This is a genomic window from Aquibacillus sediminis, assembly GCF_005870085.1.
GTDB classification, from domain to species: Bacteria; Bacillota; Bacilli; order Bacillales; family Amphibacillaceae; genus Aquibacillus_E; species Aquibacillus_E sediminis.
On sequence record NZ_SZNM01000004.1, the window covers coordinates 154,911 to 172,828 of the forward strand.

Below are 17,918 nucleotides of genomic sequence, written 5' to 3' on the forward strand. Positions count from 1 at the left end.
TTATAAAAAGATAATCATTATTTATAATTAATTGTAATGAATATAATTGACACATGTTTCCTGTCTGCTTATAATTAAGATGGTATTATAAGGGAGGTACAGACATGGAACATCGGATTGATCGGATCAAAAAACAACTGCATGCACAGAGTTATAAATTAACGCCACAACGAGAGGCGACCGTTCGTGTGTTATTGGAACGAGAAGAAGATCATTTAAGTGCAGAGGATGTTTACCTCCTTGTCAAAGAGAAATCACCAGAAATTGGTTTAGCTACCGTTTATCGCACATTGGAATTACTTTCAGAATTAAAAATTGTTGATAAAATAAATTTTGGTGATGGGGTGTCTCGTTACGATTTACGAAAAGAGGGAGCAGCACATTTTCACCACCACCTTGTTTGTACGGAATGCGGGTCTGTTGAAGAAATTGAAGAAGATTTGTTGGAAGATGTAGAAAAAATTGTAAAGAATGACTGGGGCTTTCAAGTGAAAGATCATCGTTTAACATTTCATGGTATTTGTAAGCAATGTCAACAAGAAACAGCGAATACCACTACATAATCGAAAGTAAAGTTTCTGCCTTTTCTTATAGGAAAGGCTTTTATTATTGTATAAGAAATTTATAAAAAGAAATAGCTCATGTATATTTTATATCCTTTTTGGCATATCTTGGTAATATGTAGTACTTGTCTATTTATTTTTTACATTCAAGGAGATATGTCCAATGAAACAGATGCTGATGTTGTTAAAGGATACATTAAAAATTTTTATTATTTTTATTGCGTGTACGTTATTATTCTATTTTGGTTTGCGAGCGATTCATGCAGAATATCAAGAATTTCACCGGTATGATCCGCCTGAAGGGAAGGCTGTGAAAGTAGTTAATTCTGGTGAACAAAAGCAAGATTGGATTGATCGCTTTTCGATATTTTTAAGGTTAGGAGAGTAAAGGGCAATGGAAGATGCGCTGAGTGACTTTTATCATTATTTACGTGTGGAAAAAGGATTATCTCAAAATACACTAGCATCCTATCAAAGGGATCTGAAGAATTATAAGCTATTTTTAGTAAAAGAGGCGAAGATCGACCAATGGAATCTAGTAAAAAGAGGCCATGTACAACATTATTTGTATCAACTTAATGATCAAGGGAAATCATCAGCGACAATTGCAAGAACACTATCATCCTTACGATCATTTCATCAATTTTTAGTTCGTGAATATCGCATTTCTGATGATCCAACCTTACATATAGATACACCGAAAAAAGATAAGAAGTTACCGAAAGTATTGTCTCCATTAGAAATTGAGAAATTGTTATCCATTAATGCTCAGGATCCATTAACAATCCGTAATAAGGCGATGCTGGAAATGTTATATGCAACAGGGCTTCGAGTTTCTGAATTAATATCTTTAAAGCTTAGCGACCTTCACTTAACAATGGGATTTGTGAGGTGCTTGGGGAAAGGTTCAAAAGAAAGGATCGTACCGTTAGGAGATATTGCGAAAGAATCAATTGAATTATATATACAGTTTAGTAGAGAGCAATTGGTTCAAAATAAACAGACAGATGCTTTGTTCGTCAACCAACATGGTAAACCTTTGACAAGACAAGGTTTTGGAAACATATTAAAAACAATTACCGATCAAGTAGGAATAAGGAAAGAAGTCACACCGCATACTTTACGACATTCGTTTGCAACCCATTTATTAGAAAATGGAGCAGATTTGCGAGCAGTGCAAGAAATGTTAGGTCACTCTGACATATCCACAACACAAATCTATACGCAAGTATCAAAATCAAGATTAAAGGATATCTATCGGACTCACCATCCAAGAGCCTAACAGTTCTTGGTTAATCAATATTGTGAAAAAATGAGCAAATGTTAATGATACCGGCTCTTGTCTGCATAAAATAAAGTGAGCAAGGAAAGGTAATAGAGTAGGAGGGATTGTAAATGAGTGATTTTAATCGAATATTTTTAGTTGTCATGGATTCAGTTGGAATTGGTGAGGCTCCTGATGCTGAACAATTTAATGATAAAGGTGCAGATACACTTGGTCATATCGCGAAACATATGAATGGGTTGAATATGCCAACGATTGCAAAACTCGGTCTAAGCAATATAAGAGAAATCAAAGGGATTGAGAAAGCTGATCAACCACTCGCTCATTACACGAAAATGCAGGAAGCTTCTAATGGGAAAGATACAATGACAGGCCATTGGGAAATTATGGGACTACATATTGAGCAACCATTTCGAACATTTCCCGATGGTTTTCCAGATGAACTACTTGCTGATTTAGAACAAAAAACAGGTCGTAAAATTATCGGAAATAAACCAGCTTCAGGTACAGAAATCATTAAAGAATTAGGCGAGGAGCATATGAAAACAGGGGCATTGATTGTTTATACGTCAGCGGATTCCGTTTTACAGATCGCGGCCCATGAAGATGTTGTTCCGATCGAGGAGCAGTATAAAATTTGTGAAATAGCCCGAGAATTAACTCTAGATGAAAAGTATATGATTGGTCGTGTGATTGCCAGACCATTTATCGGTGAACCTGGGGCGTTTGAACGTACATCCAATCGTCATGATTATGCACTAAAACCATTTGGTCGTACTGTTATGAATGAATTAAAGGATGAGAAATATGATGTCGTTGCCCTAGGAAAGATCTCAGATATCTATGATGGAGAAGGGGTAACAGAAGCCATTCGTACAAAAGACAATGATGATGGCATGGAAAAGTTTATTCAGTCAATGGATAAATCTTTTCATGGATTAAATTTTTTAAATTTAGTTGACTTTGATGCAAAATATGGCCACCGTCGAGATCCACAAGGTTACGGGGAAGCATTGGAAACCTTTGACAAACGCTTACCTGAAGTACTTGAGAAATTAAAAGACGACGATTTATTACTGATCACAGCTGATCACGGGAATGATCCTGTTCATCATGGTACAGACCATACAAGGGAATATGTTCCATTACTTGTGCATCATAAAGGGATCACAGAAGGGAAAGAACTACCTATTCGTAAGACATTTGCTGATATTGGGGCAACAATTGCCGATAATTTTAGTGTGAAAATGCCGGAACATGGAACAAGTTTTTTATATGAAATAGGGAGGAAATAAAAAATGGAAGTCAATCAAGTGAAAGAAGCAGCAGATTATATTGAAAAACAACTATCCAGTCAACCTGTTCTCGGACTTATTCTAGGTTCAGGTTTAGGAATACTTGCTGATGAAGTTGAAAATCCAATTACAATACCTTATGGAGATATTCCTAATTTTCCGGTGTCAACCGTAGAAGGACATAAAGGCCAGTTGGTGATAGGGCAGTTAGAGGGAAAAAACGTGATTGCCATGCAGGGACGCTTTCATTATTATGAGGGCTATGCAATGGATCAAGTTACATTTCCTGTTCGGGTGATGAAACAATTAGGAATTACCCATTTGTTTGTAACAAACGCAGCAGGTGGTATTAATGAGAATTTTCAACCTGGGGATTTAATGATTATTCAAGATCATATTAATAATATGGGAACCAATCCATTGATTGGTCCAAATGATAAGGAACTTGGCCCTCGTTTTCCAGATATGTCAAATGCCTACAACAAACAATTAATAAAGGATGCAAAAGATTGTGCGGACCAATTAGGATTGTCTGTCCAAGAAGGTGTGTATGTTGGTAATACGGGTCCATCCTATGAAACTGGAGCGGAGATTCGCATGCTCAGAACATTAGGTGGGGATGCTGTTGGGATGTCAACGGTTCCAGAAGTAATTGTAGCGAGTCATGAAGGGCTAAAGGTGTTGGGAATATCTTGTATCTCGAATATGGCTGCTGGAATTCTTGATCAACCTTTATCCCATGATGAAGTGATGGAAACAACAGCTAAAGTACGTGAAGACTTTTTACGTTTTGTAAAACAACTAATCAGTACCCTGTCAGTATAGAGGTGATGCAAATGAGAATGGTAGATGTAATAACAAACAAAAGAAATGGAAAAGTATTAACGGAAGAAGAGATTAAATTTTTTATACAGGGCTATACGAATGGTTCGATACCAGACTATCAAGCAGCTGCATTATTAATGGCTATTTATTACAAAGGGATGACAGAAAAAGAAACGGCTGTACTAACCCAAACAATGGTGGACTCAGGTGAAACGATTGATTTATCACCAATTACAGGGCATAAGGTAGACAAACATTCGACTGGTGGGGTAGGCGATAAAACAACATTCATTGTCGGTCCACTTGTAGCATCTGTTGGTGTCCCTGTTGCTAAAATGTCTGGTCGCGGATTAGGACATACTGGAGGTACAATTGATAAATTAGAATCGATCGAAGGCTTAAACATTGAGATGACGAAGCAGCAATTTATCGACCATGTCAATGAAATAAAACTGGCTGTTGCTGGTCAAACAGGAAATTTAGCACCGGCTGACAAAAAATTATATGCGTTAAGAGATGTGACTGCTACCGTTGATTCCATTCCACTAATTGCAGGATCAATTATGAGTAAAAAATTAGCTTCAGGTGCTGATAGTATCGTTTTAGATGTGAAGACTGGATCTGGTGCGTTTATGAAATCGTTACAAGATTCAGAAGCTTTAGCACAAGAAATGGTTAACATTGGAAATCATTTAGGCCGAAATACGATTGCTGTCATTAGTGATATGAATCAACCGTTAGGATTTGAAGTTGGAAATGCGAATGAAGTTAAAGAAGCAGTAGATGTATTACAAGGTAAAGATATCAAAGATTTAAGAGATCTGTCATTGGAATTATCAAGTCAGATGGCGCTGTTGGCAGGAATTTTCGATACGTATGAAGAAGCTTACGAGAGCTTAGCAGAGAATTTAGATAATGGCAAAGCCTTCGAAGTCTTCCGCTCCTTTGTTGAAGCGCAGGGTGGTAATGTAGATATGATAGATGATTTATCCAAATTACCGCAAGCTGCTCACGATATCACGGTGGAAGCAGAGGCACCGGGATATATAGAAGGAATTGACGCTGAATCAATCGGTATTGCAGCGATGTACCTAGGTGCAGGAAGAGCAACAAAAGATGATCAAATCAATCATGGAGTTGGAATTACTTTAAATAAAAAAATTGGTGATAAAATTGAATCAGGGGAAGCATTGGTCACACTTCATAGCGATCAACAAAATCCTGTTGATTCAATCGAAAAAGTAAAACAAGCATTTACTATATCATCAGAACAACCGCATGTACCAAAACTAATTTATAAAGTCGTTAAATAATAGAGGTCAGATACTTCTAAAAGTATCTGGCTTTTTTTTAATATACTCTTGACAATTGTTGTTGTATTTTTTATTGCGCATTAGCTATATTATACGACATAACTGCATATGACTTCTATCCATTCTTAATAAGATGAGAGGTGAACGGCGCTGCGGAAATACACCTACGCTTTCCGTGGGTGGCTGATGAGCCTCCTCGTTCGTCCCTCACTGCGGGGTCTCATCGAGGCCATTAGTCCCACAGGAGTCTCCGGTGTATTTCCTCCGCTTTTTTTAGTACTCTGAAGTTTTTTAGTGCTATGTCTAATAAAACCATATGTTAATTGGCATGTTATAACTCAACAATGCAGTAATTCTTTATTTTGAATTTGCAAAATTTGCAAAGATTACATCTCTCATCAATCAGAAAACATATAACAGTGGAGGCAGAATACGGAGACTCCTCGAAAATAAAGACCGATTTTCTTCGTGCGATGTATCACTGACGAAGCCTTCCTTGTCCTATGGGAATAGCGCGAGCTGAAGATCCACTTGGTAAAGTGGGTTTCTTTACCAAGTTAGCTGAGGCCGTGCCCATGGAAAGCGGAGTATTCTGCCGCAGCGTGGTATATCACTTATTTCAATCAGAATGGTAGAGAGCAAAATTACGAAGGTTATGTCGTATAATATAGCTTTTGTGCAACACCTAACTTAATGGGCCTCCTGAGCTTTTCTTTATTCTTTTTACTTTTTAGTATAAAAATTAACATCAATGGAAAATATATGAATACTAATGATTTGGAGGTATTGGCATGAAGAAATATATGATTCTGTTAGTAACTATTTTTGCATTAATGCTAACTTTTGCTACAACTATCAACGCAGAGGAAGAATCGGGTGAGAATCAGCCGAATGAGGAAGAAAACACGGATGAATTAAACCTTGCAGAAAATTCCAAATCTGCATTGTTATTAGAACGTGATACTGGAAAAGTATTATATGAAAAAAATGCACACGAACAGCTTCCACCTGCCAGTATGACCAAAATTATGACCCTCTTATTGATTATGGAAGCACTTGATCAAGAAAAAATAACATTGGATGAAAAAGTGCGTGTTAGTGAATACGCTGCTTCAATGGGAGGATCTCAGATATTTTTAGAAGCAGGTGAAGAGATGACCGTTAAAGATTTATTAAAAGGGGTAGCCGTTGCATCTGGTAATGATGCTAGTGTTGCACTTGCTGAGCGAATATCGGGAAGTGTAGATGCATTCGTTCAAGAAATGAATGAAAAAGTAGAAGAACTGGGGTTAGAAAATACACATTTTGTAAACACAACTGGCCTTCCTGCGGATGATCATTACAGTACGGCCCATGATATGGGGGTTATGGCAAAGGAGTTACTAAAATATGAGGAAATTACGGATTATACGAGTATTTACGAGGATTATTTGAGGAAAGGTACGGAAGATGAATTTTGGTTAGTAAATACGAATAAATTAGTAAGATTTTATGATGGGGTTGATGGTTTAAAAACAGGTTATACGTCAAAAGCGAAGTATTGTTTAACAGCCACAGCCAAAAAAGAAGATATGCGCACGATTGCAGTTGTGATGGGCGCGGAAACTACGAAAAAGCGTAATAGTGATGTGTCACAAATGCTAGATTATGCGTTTAATCAATTTAGTACGGATCAACTATTCAAAAATGATGAAGCAGTTTCTAAACTAAATTTACTTAAAGCAGATAATCGTAATGTCGATATCGTAACAGACGAATCAGTCTCCGTTATTCATGAAAAAGGAGAAGAACTTGAAGATGTGAAAACAGATATTCAAATCAATAAAAACATCGAGTTACCACTAAAAAAAGGTGACCAAGTAGGTACGTTAACAGTGAGTCTTGATGGTAAAGTACTTTCAGAAACCGATTTAGTGGTTAACGATAATGTTAAAAAAGCTGGTTTATGGACTATGTTTAAACGCTCTATGAATGAAATGGTGAAAAAAGACTAAAATTATAATGTTTCCGCGATTCAACACTTCTTTTGTCGATGAGAAGGAATTCTGTAAAAGAATGGAGAAAAGGTTCACTACAGAAATAGTAAGGAGGAATCTGTAGTGAGTCTTTCTGTTCAATTAACTAACAAAGAAAATGTACTACTAGTTCGACTGACTGGTGAACTAGATCATCACACTGCTGAGAATTTAAAACAAGAATGGCAAACAGCAATGAGAGAAAAGAATGCACAGCATGTGGTACTAAATTTAGAAGATTTATCTTTTATGGATAGTTCTGGATTAGGTGTCATTTTGGGAAGGTACAAAGAAGTAAAGCAATTGGGAGGAGAAATGGTGGTCTGTTCGATTTCGCCTGCAGTGAAACGTCTATTTGATATGTCTGGCTTATTTAAGATTATTCGATTAGAAGAAAGTGAAGAGTTTGCCCTAATCAGTTTGGGGGTGGCTTCATGAAAAATACAATGGACTTAGAGTTCTCGAGTGTAAGTGCAAACGAATCATTTGCAAGGGTAACAGTTGGAGCGTTTGTTTCACAGCTAGACCCAACAATGGATGAATTAACAGAGATTAAAACGGTTGTATCAGAAGCGGTCACCAACGCAATCATTCATGGGTATAATAATCAGCCCGATCATAAAATCCATATTCATTGTACGTTAACAGATGATGTTGTTGAATTAGTTATCCAGGATGAAGGGGTTGGAATTCCAAATATTGATGAGGCGATCCAGCCTTTATATACCTCAAAACCTGAATTGGAAAGGTCTGGTATGGGATTTACCATCATGGAGAATTTTATGGATAAAGTAGAGGTTATGTCGCACCCCGATCAAGGTACTACCGTAACATTAAAAAAACAATTTAAGAAGAGTACAACCTTATGCAACTAAGGGGATGCCTATGGAAATAGAACTAAAAAAATCACAAAAAGATGCACAACTGACAGATGCAGAGGTCAAAGAATTTATTAAAAAGAGTCAAGAAGGTGACCAATCTGCAAGAGATGTATTAGTCGAACGAAATGTTCGTTTAGTATGGTCAGTTGTCCAGCGTTTTATCAATCGTGGATATGATCCTGATGATTTGTTTCAGATCGGGTGTATTGGCTTATTAAAATCTATTGATAAATTTGATCTTTCCTATGATGTTCGATTTTCAACGTATGCCGTACCAATGATAATTGGTGAGATTCAGCGTTTTATTAGAGATGATGGGAGTGTTAAAGTTAGCCGCTCATTAAAAGAAGTAGGGAATAAAATCCGAAAAAAGAAAGATGAATTAACGAAAAAAATGGGAAGAGCTCCAACTGTAAATGAATTAGCCACTGAGTTAGAGCTATCCCCAGAAGAAGTTGTACATGCGCAAGAAGCATCAAAATTACCACATTCTATCCATGAAACAGTATATGAGAATGATGGTGATCCTATTACATTATTGGATCAAATTGCTGACCAAGATACAAAATGGTTTGACAAAATAGCTTTGCAAGAAGCAATCCGTGATTTAGAAGAACGCGAACGGTTGATTGTCTATTTGAGGTATTATAAAGATAAGACACAATCAGAGGTCGCGGAACGTTTGGGCATTTCTCAAGTGCAGGTTTCAAGGCTTGAGAAACGAATATTAGAAATAATAAAAGAACAATTAGGGCTATAAAAGATTTGTTTTAAGAGTTTGTTTTTTGTGACACTATACTGTACATAGTTGATTTCTGTGATCCAGTAGTAGTCGCAAGAACAGACTCTTTTTCGTTACGAAAGACCATTTTAAAAAAGGGATGCTGAGAAAGCAGTGAATGCTATCTCAGCATCCCTTTTTTAAAGGCTCAATTAGTTTTAGCTATATCGCATGATATATTATCTGTTTTAATTATTGATTTATTGGGATTTCGAAATGTATATGAATCATGAGATTTTAACTATGGTGAATGAGCATTGCTTCGATGATGCATACTAAGGTAACGGAATTTCCGATCTGAAGGAGGAAATTTTATGGGGAAAACTATTTATTTACGTTTGAAAAAAAATATCCAAGTAAGAAACCATGCAACCATTAAATTAGAAGATATAGCTTATATTTCTGGAGAGTCAGCCATCATTAGTAAATTGAATGACATCGTACTGTATAAGATGTCAGAGGCAGACCACAATGTTTCTGTTATTGATGGTTTGATAGTAATTAATCAACTAATTCAGTTGTATCCGGATTTGGAGATACAACATATAGGGCCAACTCAAACGATCATAAGGGTGAAAAAGGAAAACAAAAAAAAGCCATCGATCATAATGGTTTCCGTGATATGGCTATTATTATTCATCGGTTCTTCCATGGCGATTATGAATTTTCATTATGATGTGAGTATGCAAGAAGTACAGCAACAATTGCATTATCTTTTGACAGGAAATAACAGTGAACATCCTTTATCGTTTCAAATACCTTATTCGATCGGCTTAGGGGTTGGGATGATTTTATTTTTTAATCATTTGTTTAAAAAACGTTTTAATGAAGAACCAAGTCCATTAGAGATTGAATTATATAAATACCAACAAGACCTAGACAATTATGTTTCTTATTATGAAAATAGCTTGAATATAAGTGAAAATGGTAGCCATAACCCTAATTGAAATATTTATTGGTTTTGCTTCGGGTCTTGTTGTTGGTACAGGCTTTGTAGCATTCTTAACTGTTCTAGGAATTATTCCAAGATTGATCCACTTAAGTAAGACAGAACCATTTATTAGAGCATATGAAATAGCTGTTATTCTAGGTGCATTATATGGTACTTATCTGTCATTTACTGATGTACCTGCAAGTGGTTCAATCGGATTGGTAATGATATGGGGAGCATTTCATGGCGTATTTATTGGTATGCTTGCTGCCGCTTTAACGGAGGTATTAAATGTTTTTCCATTACTTGCAAAAAGGATTGGACTTGAAGAGCAATTGATATGGCTATTAATGGCGTTGGTGTTAGGGAAAATCATTGGATCTTTATTTCAATGGATCATTTTTGTTAAATATTAAAGTTCAATGATGTGCATGATAATGAAAGGATAGGTTTTATGGATCGAAAAAAAGTTATCGTGATAACGGATGGGGATGAATATGCGAGGCGGACACTCGATTTTCTAGCAAAAAAGCTAGGTGGGACTTGTCTTTCATACTTATCTGATAATCCAACAACAGCTTCACCAGACGAAGTGAAACAAGCGGTTTACCGTGCCAAACAAGAACCCGTTTATGTGTTAATTGATGATGCGGGTATCCAAGGGGCTGGTGCTGGTGAAAGAATATTAGTGTCATTAGACAAAGATCCATCTATCGAAATAATTGGTGCTATTGCAGTTGCGGCTCATACAAAAAATATGGAATGGTCACGATTTACGTTTGCGATTGACCAGAATGGAGAATTAATTCCAAACGGTGTTGATAAGCAAGGGATACCATTGCCAGAGATTGGACGTATAAATGGTGATACGGTTTATTCGTTAGATCAGTTAGATCTTCCCATTGTAATTGCTATAGGTGATATTGGGAAAATGCGTGGCAAAGATGACATAAAAAAAGGTGCACCAATTACAAGAAAAGCGTTAGAAATCATTATGGAAAGAGGTGGAATAAAGTGAACAAAGAAAAAACAAAGGAAAAACAACCCATCTCACCAAAAATACAAGATGTAGAAAAATATATGAAAAACAATGTTGGTGTTGGTACAAGTTTTGACCTAGGATTTCGAAAGTTAACGATTTTAAAAAAAGTGACACATACTTATTATCTTACAGGAATGGTGGAAACTCCAATCATTGTTGAACTCATGAAAAAGTTGGTAGAAATCAATGATTATGAGAGTAACACTGTAAAAATTCCTGAAATTATTGAAAATAGGCTAGTGCACCAGCAAGTAAAACGTGTCAAAACTATGGATGAAGCTGTCGATGAAATGCTGTCAGGTCTTATTGTTATTTTTCTTGATGGTGAAGATGAAGCCTTTGTCATCGATGTGAGGAGTTATCCAGGTCGTTCACCTCAAGAACCTGATACAGAAAAAGTTGTCCGTGGGGCTAGAGATGGTTATACAGAAAATATCATTCAAAATACTGCTCTAACACGTCGGAGAATTCGAGATGAACGTTTACGCCATGAAATCTTTAAAGTTGGTGAACGTTCTAAAACGGATATATGTATTTCTTACTTGCAAGATGTTGCAGATGAAGGGTTAATTAATGTCATTAAAAAAGAACTAGAAAATATTGAGATTGATGGTATATCAATGGCAGATAAAACAATTGAAGAGTTTCTAGTTAAACAAGGATTCAATCCTTTCCCGTTAGTTCGTTATACGGAAAGACCGGATGTATCTGCATCCCATTTGCTTGAGGGGCATGTTTTAATCATGGTTGATACATCACCTAGTATGATTATTACTCCAACAACATTTTTTCACCATGTGCAACATGCGGAGGAGTACCGACAGTCTCCAGCGGTTGGTACGTTTATACGTTGGATCCGTTTCTTTGGGATTTTTGCATCCATCTTTTTATTGCCACTTTGGTTATTAATGGTGATGGATCCTAGTCTACTCCCGGAAAACCTGCAATTTATTGGTCCTAATGAAACTGGGAATATCCCAGTTGTAATACAAATTATTTTAGCTGATATAGGGATTGAATTTTTGAGGATGGCCGCGATTCATACCCCAACCCCTTTATCAACTGCGATGGGCTTAATTGCTGCCGTTCTAATAGGGCAAATCGCAATTGACGTTGGTTTATTTAGTCCAGAAGTCATTTTATATATTTCAATCGCAGCAATTGGTTCCTTTGCAACTCCAAGTTATGAGTTAAGTATTGCAAATAAAATGACTAGGGTAGCTTTATTAATTGTTACGTCTATCTTTGGTGTAGCAGGATTTACGATTGGTATTACTGTATACACTCTATTGCTAGCAAGTATTAGATCGCTAAATACGCCATATTTATGGCCGTTTTTACCATTTAATGGAAAGGCTATGATGCAAATTCTGTTTAGAATTTCTGTACCACTTACAAAGGATCGTCCAAGCATTGTTCATCCTAACAACAATTATCGACAACCTTAAGCTTGATTGCTTCTATTAAGTTGTGGTAAATTTATTTTAACTATAATAGTAGATCAACATGGGACTACAATCCCTTGTCTCCATCATCTAATGGGCTTTTGGGTGTAAGATGGTGATAAGGGATTGTCCTGTTTTGTCATAATTGGTACTATGTTGGAGGTGTAGAAATGAATCATCCCTTTATGATAAATGATCAAGGACATCTAACAGTTGATGGTGTCGACACCACGTATTTAGCAGAAAAATATGGTACACCTCTTTTTGTTTATGATGTTACAGCGATCCGAAAGAATGCAAGAGCGTTTGTTGATTCTTTTGCAAAATTAGGAGTAAAGGCCCAGGTAGCCTATGCGAGTAAAGCATTTTCCTCCATAGCAATGGTTCAAGTAGCCAAACAAGAAAAGCTTAGCTTAGATGTGGTATCGCAAGGGGAATTGCATACGGCTTTACAAGCGGGGTTTCCTGTTGACAAAATCCATATGCATGGGAATAATAAGAGTTATCAAGAGCTAGAAATGGCTGTTGAAAATCAAGTGGGATGTATTGTTGTTGATAATTTCTTTGAAATGGATCTTTTACAGGATATTCTGTCTAAACATCAATCAACCATGGATGTCTTATTACGTGTAACACCAGGGATCGAAGCACATACACATGACTATATCCTAACAGGAAATGAAGATTCTAAATTTGGATTTGATATTGCAAATGGACAAGCAGAACAGGCGTTTAAGAGATTAAATGAAATAGAATCGATCCATGTGAAAGGTTTACATTGCCATATAGGCTCCCAAATTTTTGAAACAGATGGCTTTGTGATGGCGATTGAACGATTATTTGAAACCATGCATCACTGGCATAAAAATTATGGTTTTATCCCAGAAGTATTAAATCTTGGTGGTGGGTTTGGAATTCGGTATACAGAAGATGACAAGCCTCTGCCATTAGAGAATTATGTTCAAGTACTTGTTGATGAAGTGCGAAAACAGGCTTCCGAACGAGAATTACCATTTCCTGAAATTTGGATTGAACCAGGCCGGTCGATTGTTGGAAATACTGCGGTAACGCTTTATCAAATTGGTTCTAAGAAAGAAATTCCTAGTGTTCGAAACTATATATCTGTTGATGGTGGAATGATGGATAATATCCGTCCAGCATTGTATCAAGCAAAATATGATGCTGTCGTTGCAAATAAGGCGAATCAATCGTTAACAGAAACAGTTTCGGTCGCGGGAAAATCATGCGAATCTGGTGATATGTTAATTTGGGATATTGAAGTTCCTCAAGTTGAGCATGGTGACTTATTAGCAGTATTTAGTACTGGCGCATATGGATACTCGATGTCTAGTCACTACAATCGATTTCCAAAAGCGGCCGTTGTGTTTGTCGAAAATGGAAAAGATCAATTAGTTATTGAAAGAGAATCTTATCAAGACTTAACTCGTTTTGATTTGTCTTATGAATAAGGAGGAAAAATAATGAAACAAGCCACAATTGAATTTGAAAACGGTGAAAAAATTGTAATTGAAATGTATGATGAAGCAGCACCAAATACGGTTGCTAACTTTGAAAAGTTAGCAAATGATGGTTTCTACGACGGTGTAACATTCCATCGCGTTATCCCAGGTTTTGTCGCACAAGGTGGAGATCCAACAGGAACTGGTGCAGGTGGCCCAGGATATACGATTAAATGTGAAACAGAAGGTAACCCACATAAACACGTAGCAGGTTCTTTATCTATGGCACATGCAGGAAAAGATACAGGAGGTAGCCAATTCTTTCTAGTACATGAACCACAACCACATTTAGACGGTGTGCATACTGTATTTGGACAAGTGACAGAAGGAATGGACACGGTATTGCGTATCCAACAAGGGGACGAAATGAAAAAAGTACGTGTAGAAGAGGTTTAAATAAAAGTGAGTCTATAGGACTCACTTTTATTATTTCGTTTTGTTAATGGATAATTTATCCCCGTGTAACTGGAAGTTTCACTTTATTATTAACAATCTTGTGACCATTTGATTGGAAAAATCTATTCTATTAAAATTATTTTAGATAAATCATGACTTTTTTAGTAAAAAGTAGTATCATATGGATTGAATAAGGTTACATTGGAGATAGATGAACAGCACGTTATTAAGATGAATAATTTAAAGTTGTAAAGGAAGAGACAATTGAATCAAAACAAGAAGAATTGGATCTTATTTTCATTATTACTTGTGATTGGAATGATCTGGGGCTTCATATATTGGTTTTTTATTGTATTTGAATAACAAACAACAAGTATAAAGTCCTAAATAAATATAACCACCAATTCTTGGTACTTTAAATGAGGGGTTCATATGCTAATTCGTTATAAAAAAAATCTGGAAAAAATTGCGATGGGGCTATTATCATTTATGCCTGAAGAGAAGGAAGTAAAAAAATTACAACAAACCATCAAAGAATATGAAACGAATCCGAATTGGAAACTATTCTTATGGAAACAGGAAGATATTTTAGGGGCGATAGGTGTTCAAACCGAGGTTGAAGGTGTTGTCATGATTCAACATATTACTGTTAATCCTTCTCATCGAAATCTAGGTATTGGTAAACAAATGGTTCAAGCTATAAAGGAAATGTATAGCGATGAATATGTAGAAGCCAATGATCGAACGAAATTTTTTCTAGAAAAATGTGAATCTGAACGTGATCAACTAGATAAGAATTCATAAGGGGCCAACTTTATGTTGGCTTTTTCTTGCTTTAAGATAGTATAAGTCTTTATTCGTTTTTTTATCCCGTGTGCAACCGTCCGTAAGACTCCTACTTCAAAAACATGATGTGAAAGCGGAAATGTTTAAGTGGGAGTAAATGGACGCTAACAGCTCGATTGGTTCAACTAACAATCAGTGAGGGAAGAGAAAAAACTCCCCACTGATTGAGGTTTCACTTTATAAAGTTGTTACACGATATCTCTATTCATCAAATGTAATGAATGAACGACCGCCAACAATGCACAAATTCATTAACAACGCATGTTCATAAAATTCGCCGCTGAAATAATACTCGTAATTCCTCCGATATTTGACTGTATGTTATCTTACAGTCGTTATTTCTGTAAGTTATAATTAAGTATGGACAGAATGATTTAGACAATGATTATATGTTAACGGCAATTGGAAGGAAGTAATCTATGTATCAACCATATCAAGTCAAGTTAGACACGTTTGAAGGTCCATTAGATTTATTGTTGCATTTAATAAATCAATATGAAATTGATATTTATGATATACCAGTTGCTGAAATAACGGAGCAGTACATGGTTTACATCCACACCATGCAACAACTAGAACTAAATATTGCTAGTGAATATTTAGTTATGGCAGCAACACTTTTAGCCATTAAAAGTCAGTTGTTACTTCCAAATCAAGAACTTGATGTGGAAGAGGAGACCTATGAAGAAGATCCACGTGAAGAATTGATGCAGCGCTTGATTGAGTATCGTAAGTATAAAGATGCTGCTAGTCAATTAAAAGAAAAGGAATTAGATGCTAATAAAATTTATACTAGACCACCTAAGGCTTTTGAAGAGTTCGCAACAAAACAACCCACCCAACAACAAGGGGATGTATCCATTTATGATATGATCGCGGCGATGACAAAGGTGTTTGAGCGGAAAAAGTGGAATCAACCACTTGAAACAAGGGTCCAACGATCTGAAATTCCTATTAAACAACGAATGAAAGAGATATTACAACAATTAAAGCAACACAATGAAGGTGTCCCTTTTGAACAATTATTTCCATATCCTTCTCGTTCACATATTGTGGCTACTTTTGTAGCTGTATTAGAATTAATGAAAGCTAGACAAATCCATTGTGTCCAAAAACAACATTTTGATGAATTAATCATCTATGACATGGAGGGAAAATGATGGGAATAGAGAAGAAGGAAGCTAACGCAATTGCTGAGGGATTATTGTTCGCTGCAGGTGATGAAGGATTGACGAAAAAGCAATTGGCAAAGATTATGGAGTTAGATATAACTTACGTGGATGAAATTATAGATTCACTAATAAGTGATTATCAAAAAAAAAATCGTGGCATTACATTGCTACAGTCAAAAGATTACTTGCATCTTACAACAAAACCTGAGCATGCATCGTATTATCAAAGGCTAATGGATACTCCACAATCATCTCGACTTTCACAAGCAGCATTAGAGACACTAGCCATTGTCGCTTATCAACAACCGATCACAAGAACGGAAGTGGAAGATATTCGCGGAGTTAAGAGCGAGCGTCCAATACAGACATTAGTCGCACGTTCACTAATAGAAGAAGTTGGTAGGAAAGAAGGAGTAGGTCGTCCGATTATGTTTGGCACGACTAAGGAATTTTTGACATACTTTGGGTTAACTTCGATCGAAGAGTTACCACCACTACCGACTGAAGTAACGGAATCTGATGTAGAACAAGAAGCAGACCTCTTTTTTGAGAGATTTCAAGAGCAATTAGACGCGAACAATGAACGTTAGCTATTTATTTAGAAATTTATCTATATCATTCACCTCAACGAATGTCATACATAGGATATTTTTGAGGTGATACGATGAATAAAAAAGATTACTTAGCTTCTTTACTAACATGGGCTGAAGAAGTGGAAGAAAAAGTGAATAATTTGAAAACTGGAAAAGAACAGCTGATCGAATGGTATAATCAGTTGGAAGAATGGAAAGGATTCGTACAGAATTTGTTAGACATGAAGGATGAGGACATTTCTGATCAATCCTTGAAAGATGTTCAAGCTCAAAGCAAACAACTAATTGATTTGCTTACAGACCTCCTAAATAAACCAAGAAACGAAAAAAACCAGATTGCGCCAGGTAAACATTCACTTCCTCCGTTACCTTACGCTTATGATGCATTAGAGCCTTATATTTCAAGCGATATAATGCGCTTGCACCACCAAAAACATCACCAATCTTATGTAGATGGATTAAATAAGGCAGAACAAAAAATATATGCAAGTAACCTTTCAGATGACCTTGTTAAACATTGGATGAGAGAACAGGCTTTTAACGGTTCTGGTCATTATTTACACACTATCTTTTGGAATAATATGTCGCCACAGGGTGGTGGAAAACCTAGTGGTTCATTGTTAAAGCAGATAGATCAAGATTTTGGTTCTTTCAATAAATTTAAATCATTATTCAGTAAAGCTGCTAAATCTGTGGAAGGTGTTGGATGGGCCATCCTTGTATGGCAACCACGATCTGGAAGACTAGCGATTCAAACCGTTGAAAAGCATCAAATGTTTAGCTTGTGGGATACGATTCCATTACTTGTATTAGATGTGTGGGAGCATGCTTATTATTTGCAGTATAAAAATAATAAAGCAGAATATGTAGACAATTGGTGGAATGTGGTTAACTGGAAAAATGTTCAAAGCCGATTAGAAGATTCGAAACATTTGAGATGGACCTACTATTAAAGATTAAAAATCTCCTATTCTATAGAATAGGAGATTTTTTGTGTGTTTGATTCATAAGCATG

The 17,918-nt window shown here is 36.2% G+C and carries 20 protein-coding genes; all 20 read left to right on the plus strand.

The window, feature by feature from the left end:
- Positions 1-104: 104 nt before the first annotated feature.
- The 20 genes from fur to FCI53_RS06085 all read left to right on the plus strand — a co-directional run bounded on the left by fur (position 105) and on the right by FCI53_RS06085 (position 17,856).
- Positions 105-563: a ferric iron uptake transcriptional regulator gene (gene fur, locus FCI53_RS05990; protein WP_138416835.1), complete on the plus strand. Its 459-nt coding sequence runs from the start codon at positions 105-107 to the stop codon at positions 561-563.
- Positions 564-726: 163 nt separating this feature from the next.
- On the plus strand, positions 727-951 hold the full coding sequence (locus tag FCI53_RS05995; protein ID WP_246050030.1) for a YqzK family protein: 225 nt from the start codon (positions 727-729) through the stop codon (positions 949-951).
- 6 nt (positions 952-957) lie between these two features.
- A complete protein-coding gene (gene xerD / locus FCI53_RS06000; protein ID WP_138416837.1) occupies positions 958-1,845 on the plus strand; it encodes a site-specific tyrosine recombinase XerD in 888 nt (295 codons plus the stop codon).
- Positions 1,846-1,958: 113 nt separating this feature from the next.
- Positions 1,959-3,143 carry a phosphopentomutase gene (deoB, locus tag FCI53_RS06005; protein ID WP_138416839.1) on the plus strand — a complete coding sequence of 395 codons (1,185 nt, stop codon included), beginning with the start codon at positions 1,959-1,961 and terminating at the stop codon, positions 3,141-3,143.
- A 3-nt stretch (positions 3,144-3,146) separates the two neighbouring features.
- The gene (locus FCI53_RS06010) at positions 3,147-3,968 is read left to right on the plus strand and encodes a purine-nucleoside phosphorylase (RefSeq protein ID WP_138416841.1); all 822 of its coding nucleotides are present in this window, start codon (positions 3,147-3,149) and stop codon (positions 3,966-3,968) included.
- Between the two features lie 11 nt (positions 3,969-3,979).
- Positions 3,980-5,281 carry a pyrimidine-nucleoside phosphorylase gene (locus tag FCI53_RS06015; protein WP_138416843.1) on the plus strand — a complete coding sequence of 434 codons (1,302 nt, stop codon included), beginning with the start codon at positions 3,980-3,982 and terminating at the stop codon, positions 5,279-5,281.
- Between the two features lie 791 nt (positions 5,282-6,072).
- On the plus strand, positions 6,073-7,275 hold the full coding sequence (locus FCI53_RS06020; RefSeq protein WP_138416845.1) for a D-alanyl-D-alanine carboxypeptidase family protein: 1,203 nt from the start codon (positions 6,073-6,075) through the stop codon (positions 7,273-7,275).
- A gap of 105 nt (positions 7,276-7,380) precedes the next feature.
- Positions 7,381-7,734, plus strand: a complete 354-nt coding sequence (gene spoIIAA / locus FCI53_RS06025; RefSeq protein ID WP_138416847.1) for an anti-sigma F factor antagonist — start codon at positions 7,381-7,383, stop codon at positions 7,732-7,734.
- The gene (spoIIAB, locus tag FCI53_RS06030) at positions 7,731-8,171 is read left to right on the plus strand and encodes an anti-sigma F factor (RefSeq protein ID WP_138416849.1); all 441 of its coding nucleotides are present in this window, start codon (positions 7,731-7,733) and stop codon (positions 8,169-8,171) included. Before spoIIAA ends, spoIIAB begins: the two co-directional genes overlap by 4 nt.
- A gap of 10 nt (positions 8,172-8,181) precedes the next feature.
- Positions 8,182-8,937 (plus strand): RNA polymerase sporulation sigma factor SigF, encoded by a 756-nt coding sequence (gene sigF, locus FCI53_RS06035; RefSeq protein ID WP_138416851.1) that lies wholly within the window; start codon positions 8,182-8,184, stop codon positions 8,935-8,937.
- A 335-nt stretch (positions 8,938-9,272) separates the two neighbouring features.
- The gene (locus tag FCI53_RS06040) at positions 9,273-9,905 is read left to right on the plus strand and encodes a stage V sporulation protein AA (RefSeq protein ID WP_138416853.1); all 633 of its coding nucleotides are present in this window, start codon (positions 9,273-9,275) and stop codon (positions 9,903-9,905) included.
- The gene (locus tag FCI53_RS06045; protein ID WP_138416854.1) at positions 9,883-10,305 is read left to right on the plus strand and encodes a stage V sporulation protein AB; all 423 of its coding nucleotides are present in this window, start codon (positions 9,883-9,885) and stop codon (positions 10,303-10,305) included. Before FCI53_RS06040 ends, FCI53_RS06045 begins: the two co-directional genes overlap by 23 nt.
- A gap of 38 nt (positions 10,306-10,343) precedes the next feature.
- Positions 10,344-10,907, plus strand: a complete 564-nt coding sequence (gene spoVAEA, locus FCI53_RS06050; protein WP_138416856.1) for a stage V sporulation protein SpoVABEA — start codon at positions 10,344-10,346, stop codon at positions 10,905-10,907.
- A 62-nt stretch (positions 10,908-10,969) separates the two neighbouring features.
- Positions 10,970-12,379, plus strand: coding sequence for a spore germination protein (locus FCI53_RS06055; protein WP_138417225.1), 1,410 nt, complete (start codon positions 10,970-10,972; stop codon positions 12,377-12,379).
- 167 nt (positions 12,380-12,546) lie between these two features.
- Positions 12,547-13,845 carry a diaminopimelate decarboxylase gene (lysA, locus tag FCI53_RS06060; protein ID WP_138416858.1) on the plus strand — a complete coding sequence of 433 codons (1,299 nt, stop codon included), beginning with the start codon at positions 12,547-12,549 and terminating at the stop codon, positions 13,843-13,845.
- Between the two features lie 12 nt (positions 13,846-13,857).
- Entirely contained in the window at positions 13,858-14,292 is a 435-nt protein-coding gene (locus tag FCI53_RS06065; protein WP_138416860.1) for a peptidylprolyl isomerase, read from the plus strand.
- 432 nt (positions 14,293-14,724) lie between these two features.
- Positions 14,725-15,096 carry a GNAT family N-acetyltransferase gene (locus tag FCI53_RS06070; RefSeq protein ID WP_138416862.1) on the plus strand — a complete coding sequence of 124 codons (372 nt, stop codon included), beginning with the start codon at positions 14,725-14,727 and terminating at the stop codon, positions 15,094-15,096.
- A gap of 461 nt (positions 15,097-15,557) precedes the next feature.
- Positions 15,558-16,298: a segregation/condensation protein A gene (locus tag FCI53_RS06075; protein WP_138416864.1), complete on the plus strand. Its 741-nt coding sequence runs from the start codon at positions 15,558-15,560 to the stop codon at positions 16,296-16,298.
- Between the two features lie 5 nt (positions 16,299-16,303).
- Positions 16,304-16,900, plus strand: coding sequence for an SMC-Scp complex subunit ScpB (gene scpB, locus FCI53_RS06080; RefSeq protein ID WP_425457158.1), 597 nt, complete (start codon positions 16,304-16,306; stop codon positions 16,898-16,900).
- Positions 16,901-16,974: 74 nt separating this feature from the next.
- On the plus strand, positions 16,975-17,856 hold the full coding sequence (locus FCI53_RS06085) for a superoxide dismutase (RefSeq protein ID WP_138416868.1): 882 nt from the start codon (positions 16,975-16,977) through the stop codon (positions 17,854-17,856).
- Positions 17,857-17,918: the final 62 nt, after the last annotated feature.

Bases quoted from the DNA above. Each gene is read 5' to 3' on its own strand.
- fur (WP_138416835.1), top strand. From the start codon at position 105: ATGGAACATCGGATTGATCGGATCAAAAAACAACTGCATGCACAGAGT.
- FCI53_RS05995 (WP_246050030.1), top strand. From the start codon at position 727: ATGAAACAGATGCTGATGTTGTTAAAGGATACATTAAAAATTTTTATT.
- xerD (WP_138416837.1), top strand. From the start codon at position 958: ATGGAAGATGCGCTGAGTGACTTTTATCATTATTTACGTGTGGAAAAA.
- deoB (WP_138416839.1), top strand. From the start codon at position 1,959: ATGAGTGATTTTAATCGAATATTTTTAGTTGTCATGGATTCAGTTGGA.
- FCI53_RS06010 (WP_138416841.1), top strand. From the start codon at position 3,147: ATGGAAGTCAATCAAGTGAAAGAAGCAGCAGATTATATTGAAAAACAA.
- FCI53_RS06015 (WP_138416843.1), top strand. From the start codon at position 3,980: ATGAGAATGGTAGATGTAATAACAAACAAAAGAAATGGAAAAGTATTA.
- FCI53_RS06020 (WP_138416845.1), top strand. From the start codon at position 6,073: ATGAAGAAATATATGATTCTGTTAGTAACTATTTTTGCATTAATGCTA.
- spoIIAB (WP_138416849.1), top strand. From the start codon at position 7,731: ATGAAAAATACAATGGACTTAGAGTTCTCGAGTGTAAGTGCAAACGAA.
- sigF (WP_138416851.1), top strand. From the start codon at position 8,182: ATGGAAATAGAACTAAAAAAATCACAAAAAGATGCACAACTGACAGAT.
- FCI53_RS06040 (WP_138416853.1), top strand. From the start codon at position 9,273: ATGGGGAAAACTATTTATTTACGTTTGAAAAAAAATATCCAAGTAAGA.
- FCI53_RS06045 (WP_138416854.1), top strand. From the start codon at position 9,883: ATGGTAGCCATAACCCTAATTGAAATATTTATTGGTTTTGCTTCGGGT.
- spoVAEA (WP_138416856.1), top strand. From the start codon at position 10,344: ATGGATCGAAAAAAAGTTATCGTGATAACGGATGGGGATGAATATGCG.
- FCI53_RS06055 (WP_138417225.1), top strand. From the start codon at position 10,970: ATGAAAAACAATGTTGGTGTTGGTACAAGTTTTGACCTAGGATTTCGA.
- lysA (WP_138416858.1), top strand. From the start codon at position 12,547: ATGAATCATCCCTTTATGATAAATGATCAAGGACATCTAACAGTTGAT.
- FCI53_RS06065 (WP_138416860.1), top strand. From the start codon at position 13,858: ATGAAACAAGCCACAATTGAATTTGAAAACGGTGAAAAAATTGTAATT.
- FCI53_RS06070 (WP_138416862.1), top strand. From the start codon at position 14,725: ATGCTAATTCGTTATAAAAAAAATCTGGAAAAAATTGCGATGGGGCTA.
- FCI53_RS06075 (WP_138416864.1), top strand. From the start codon at position 15,558: ATGTATCAACCATATCAAGTCAAGTTAGACACGTTTGAAGGTCCATTA.
- FCI53_RS06085 (WP_138416868.1), top strand. From the start codon at position 16,975: ATGAATAAAAAAGATTACTTAGCTTCTTTACTAACATGGGCTGAAGAA.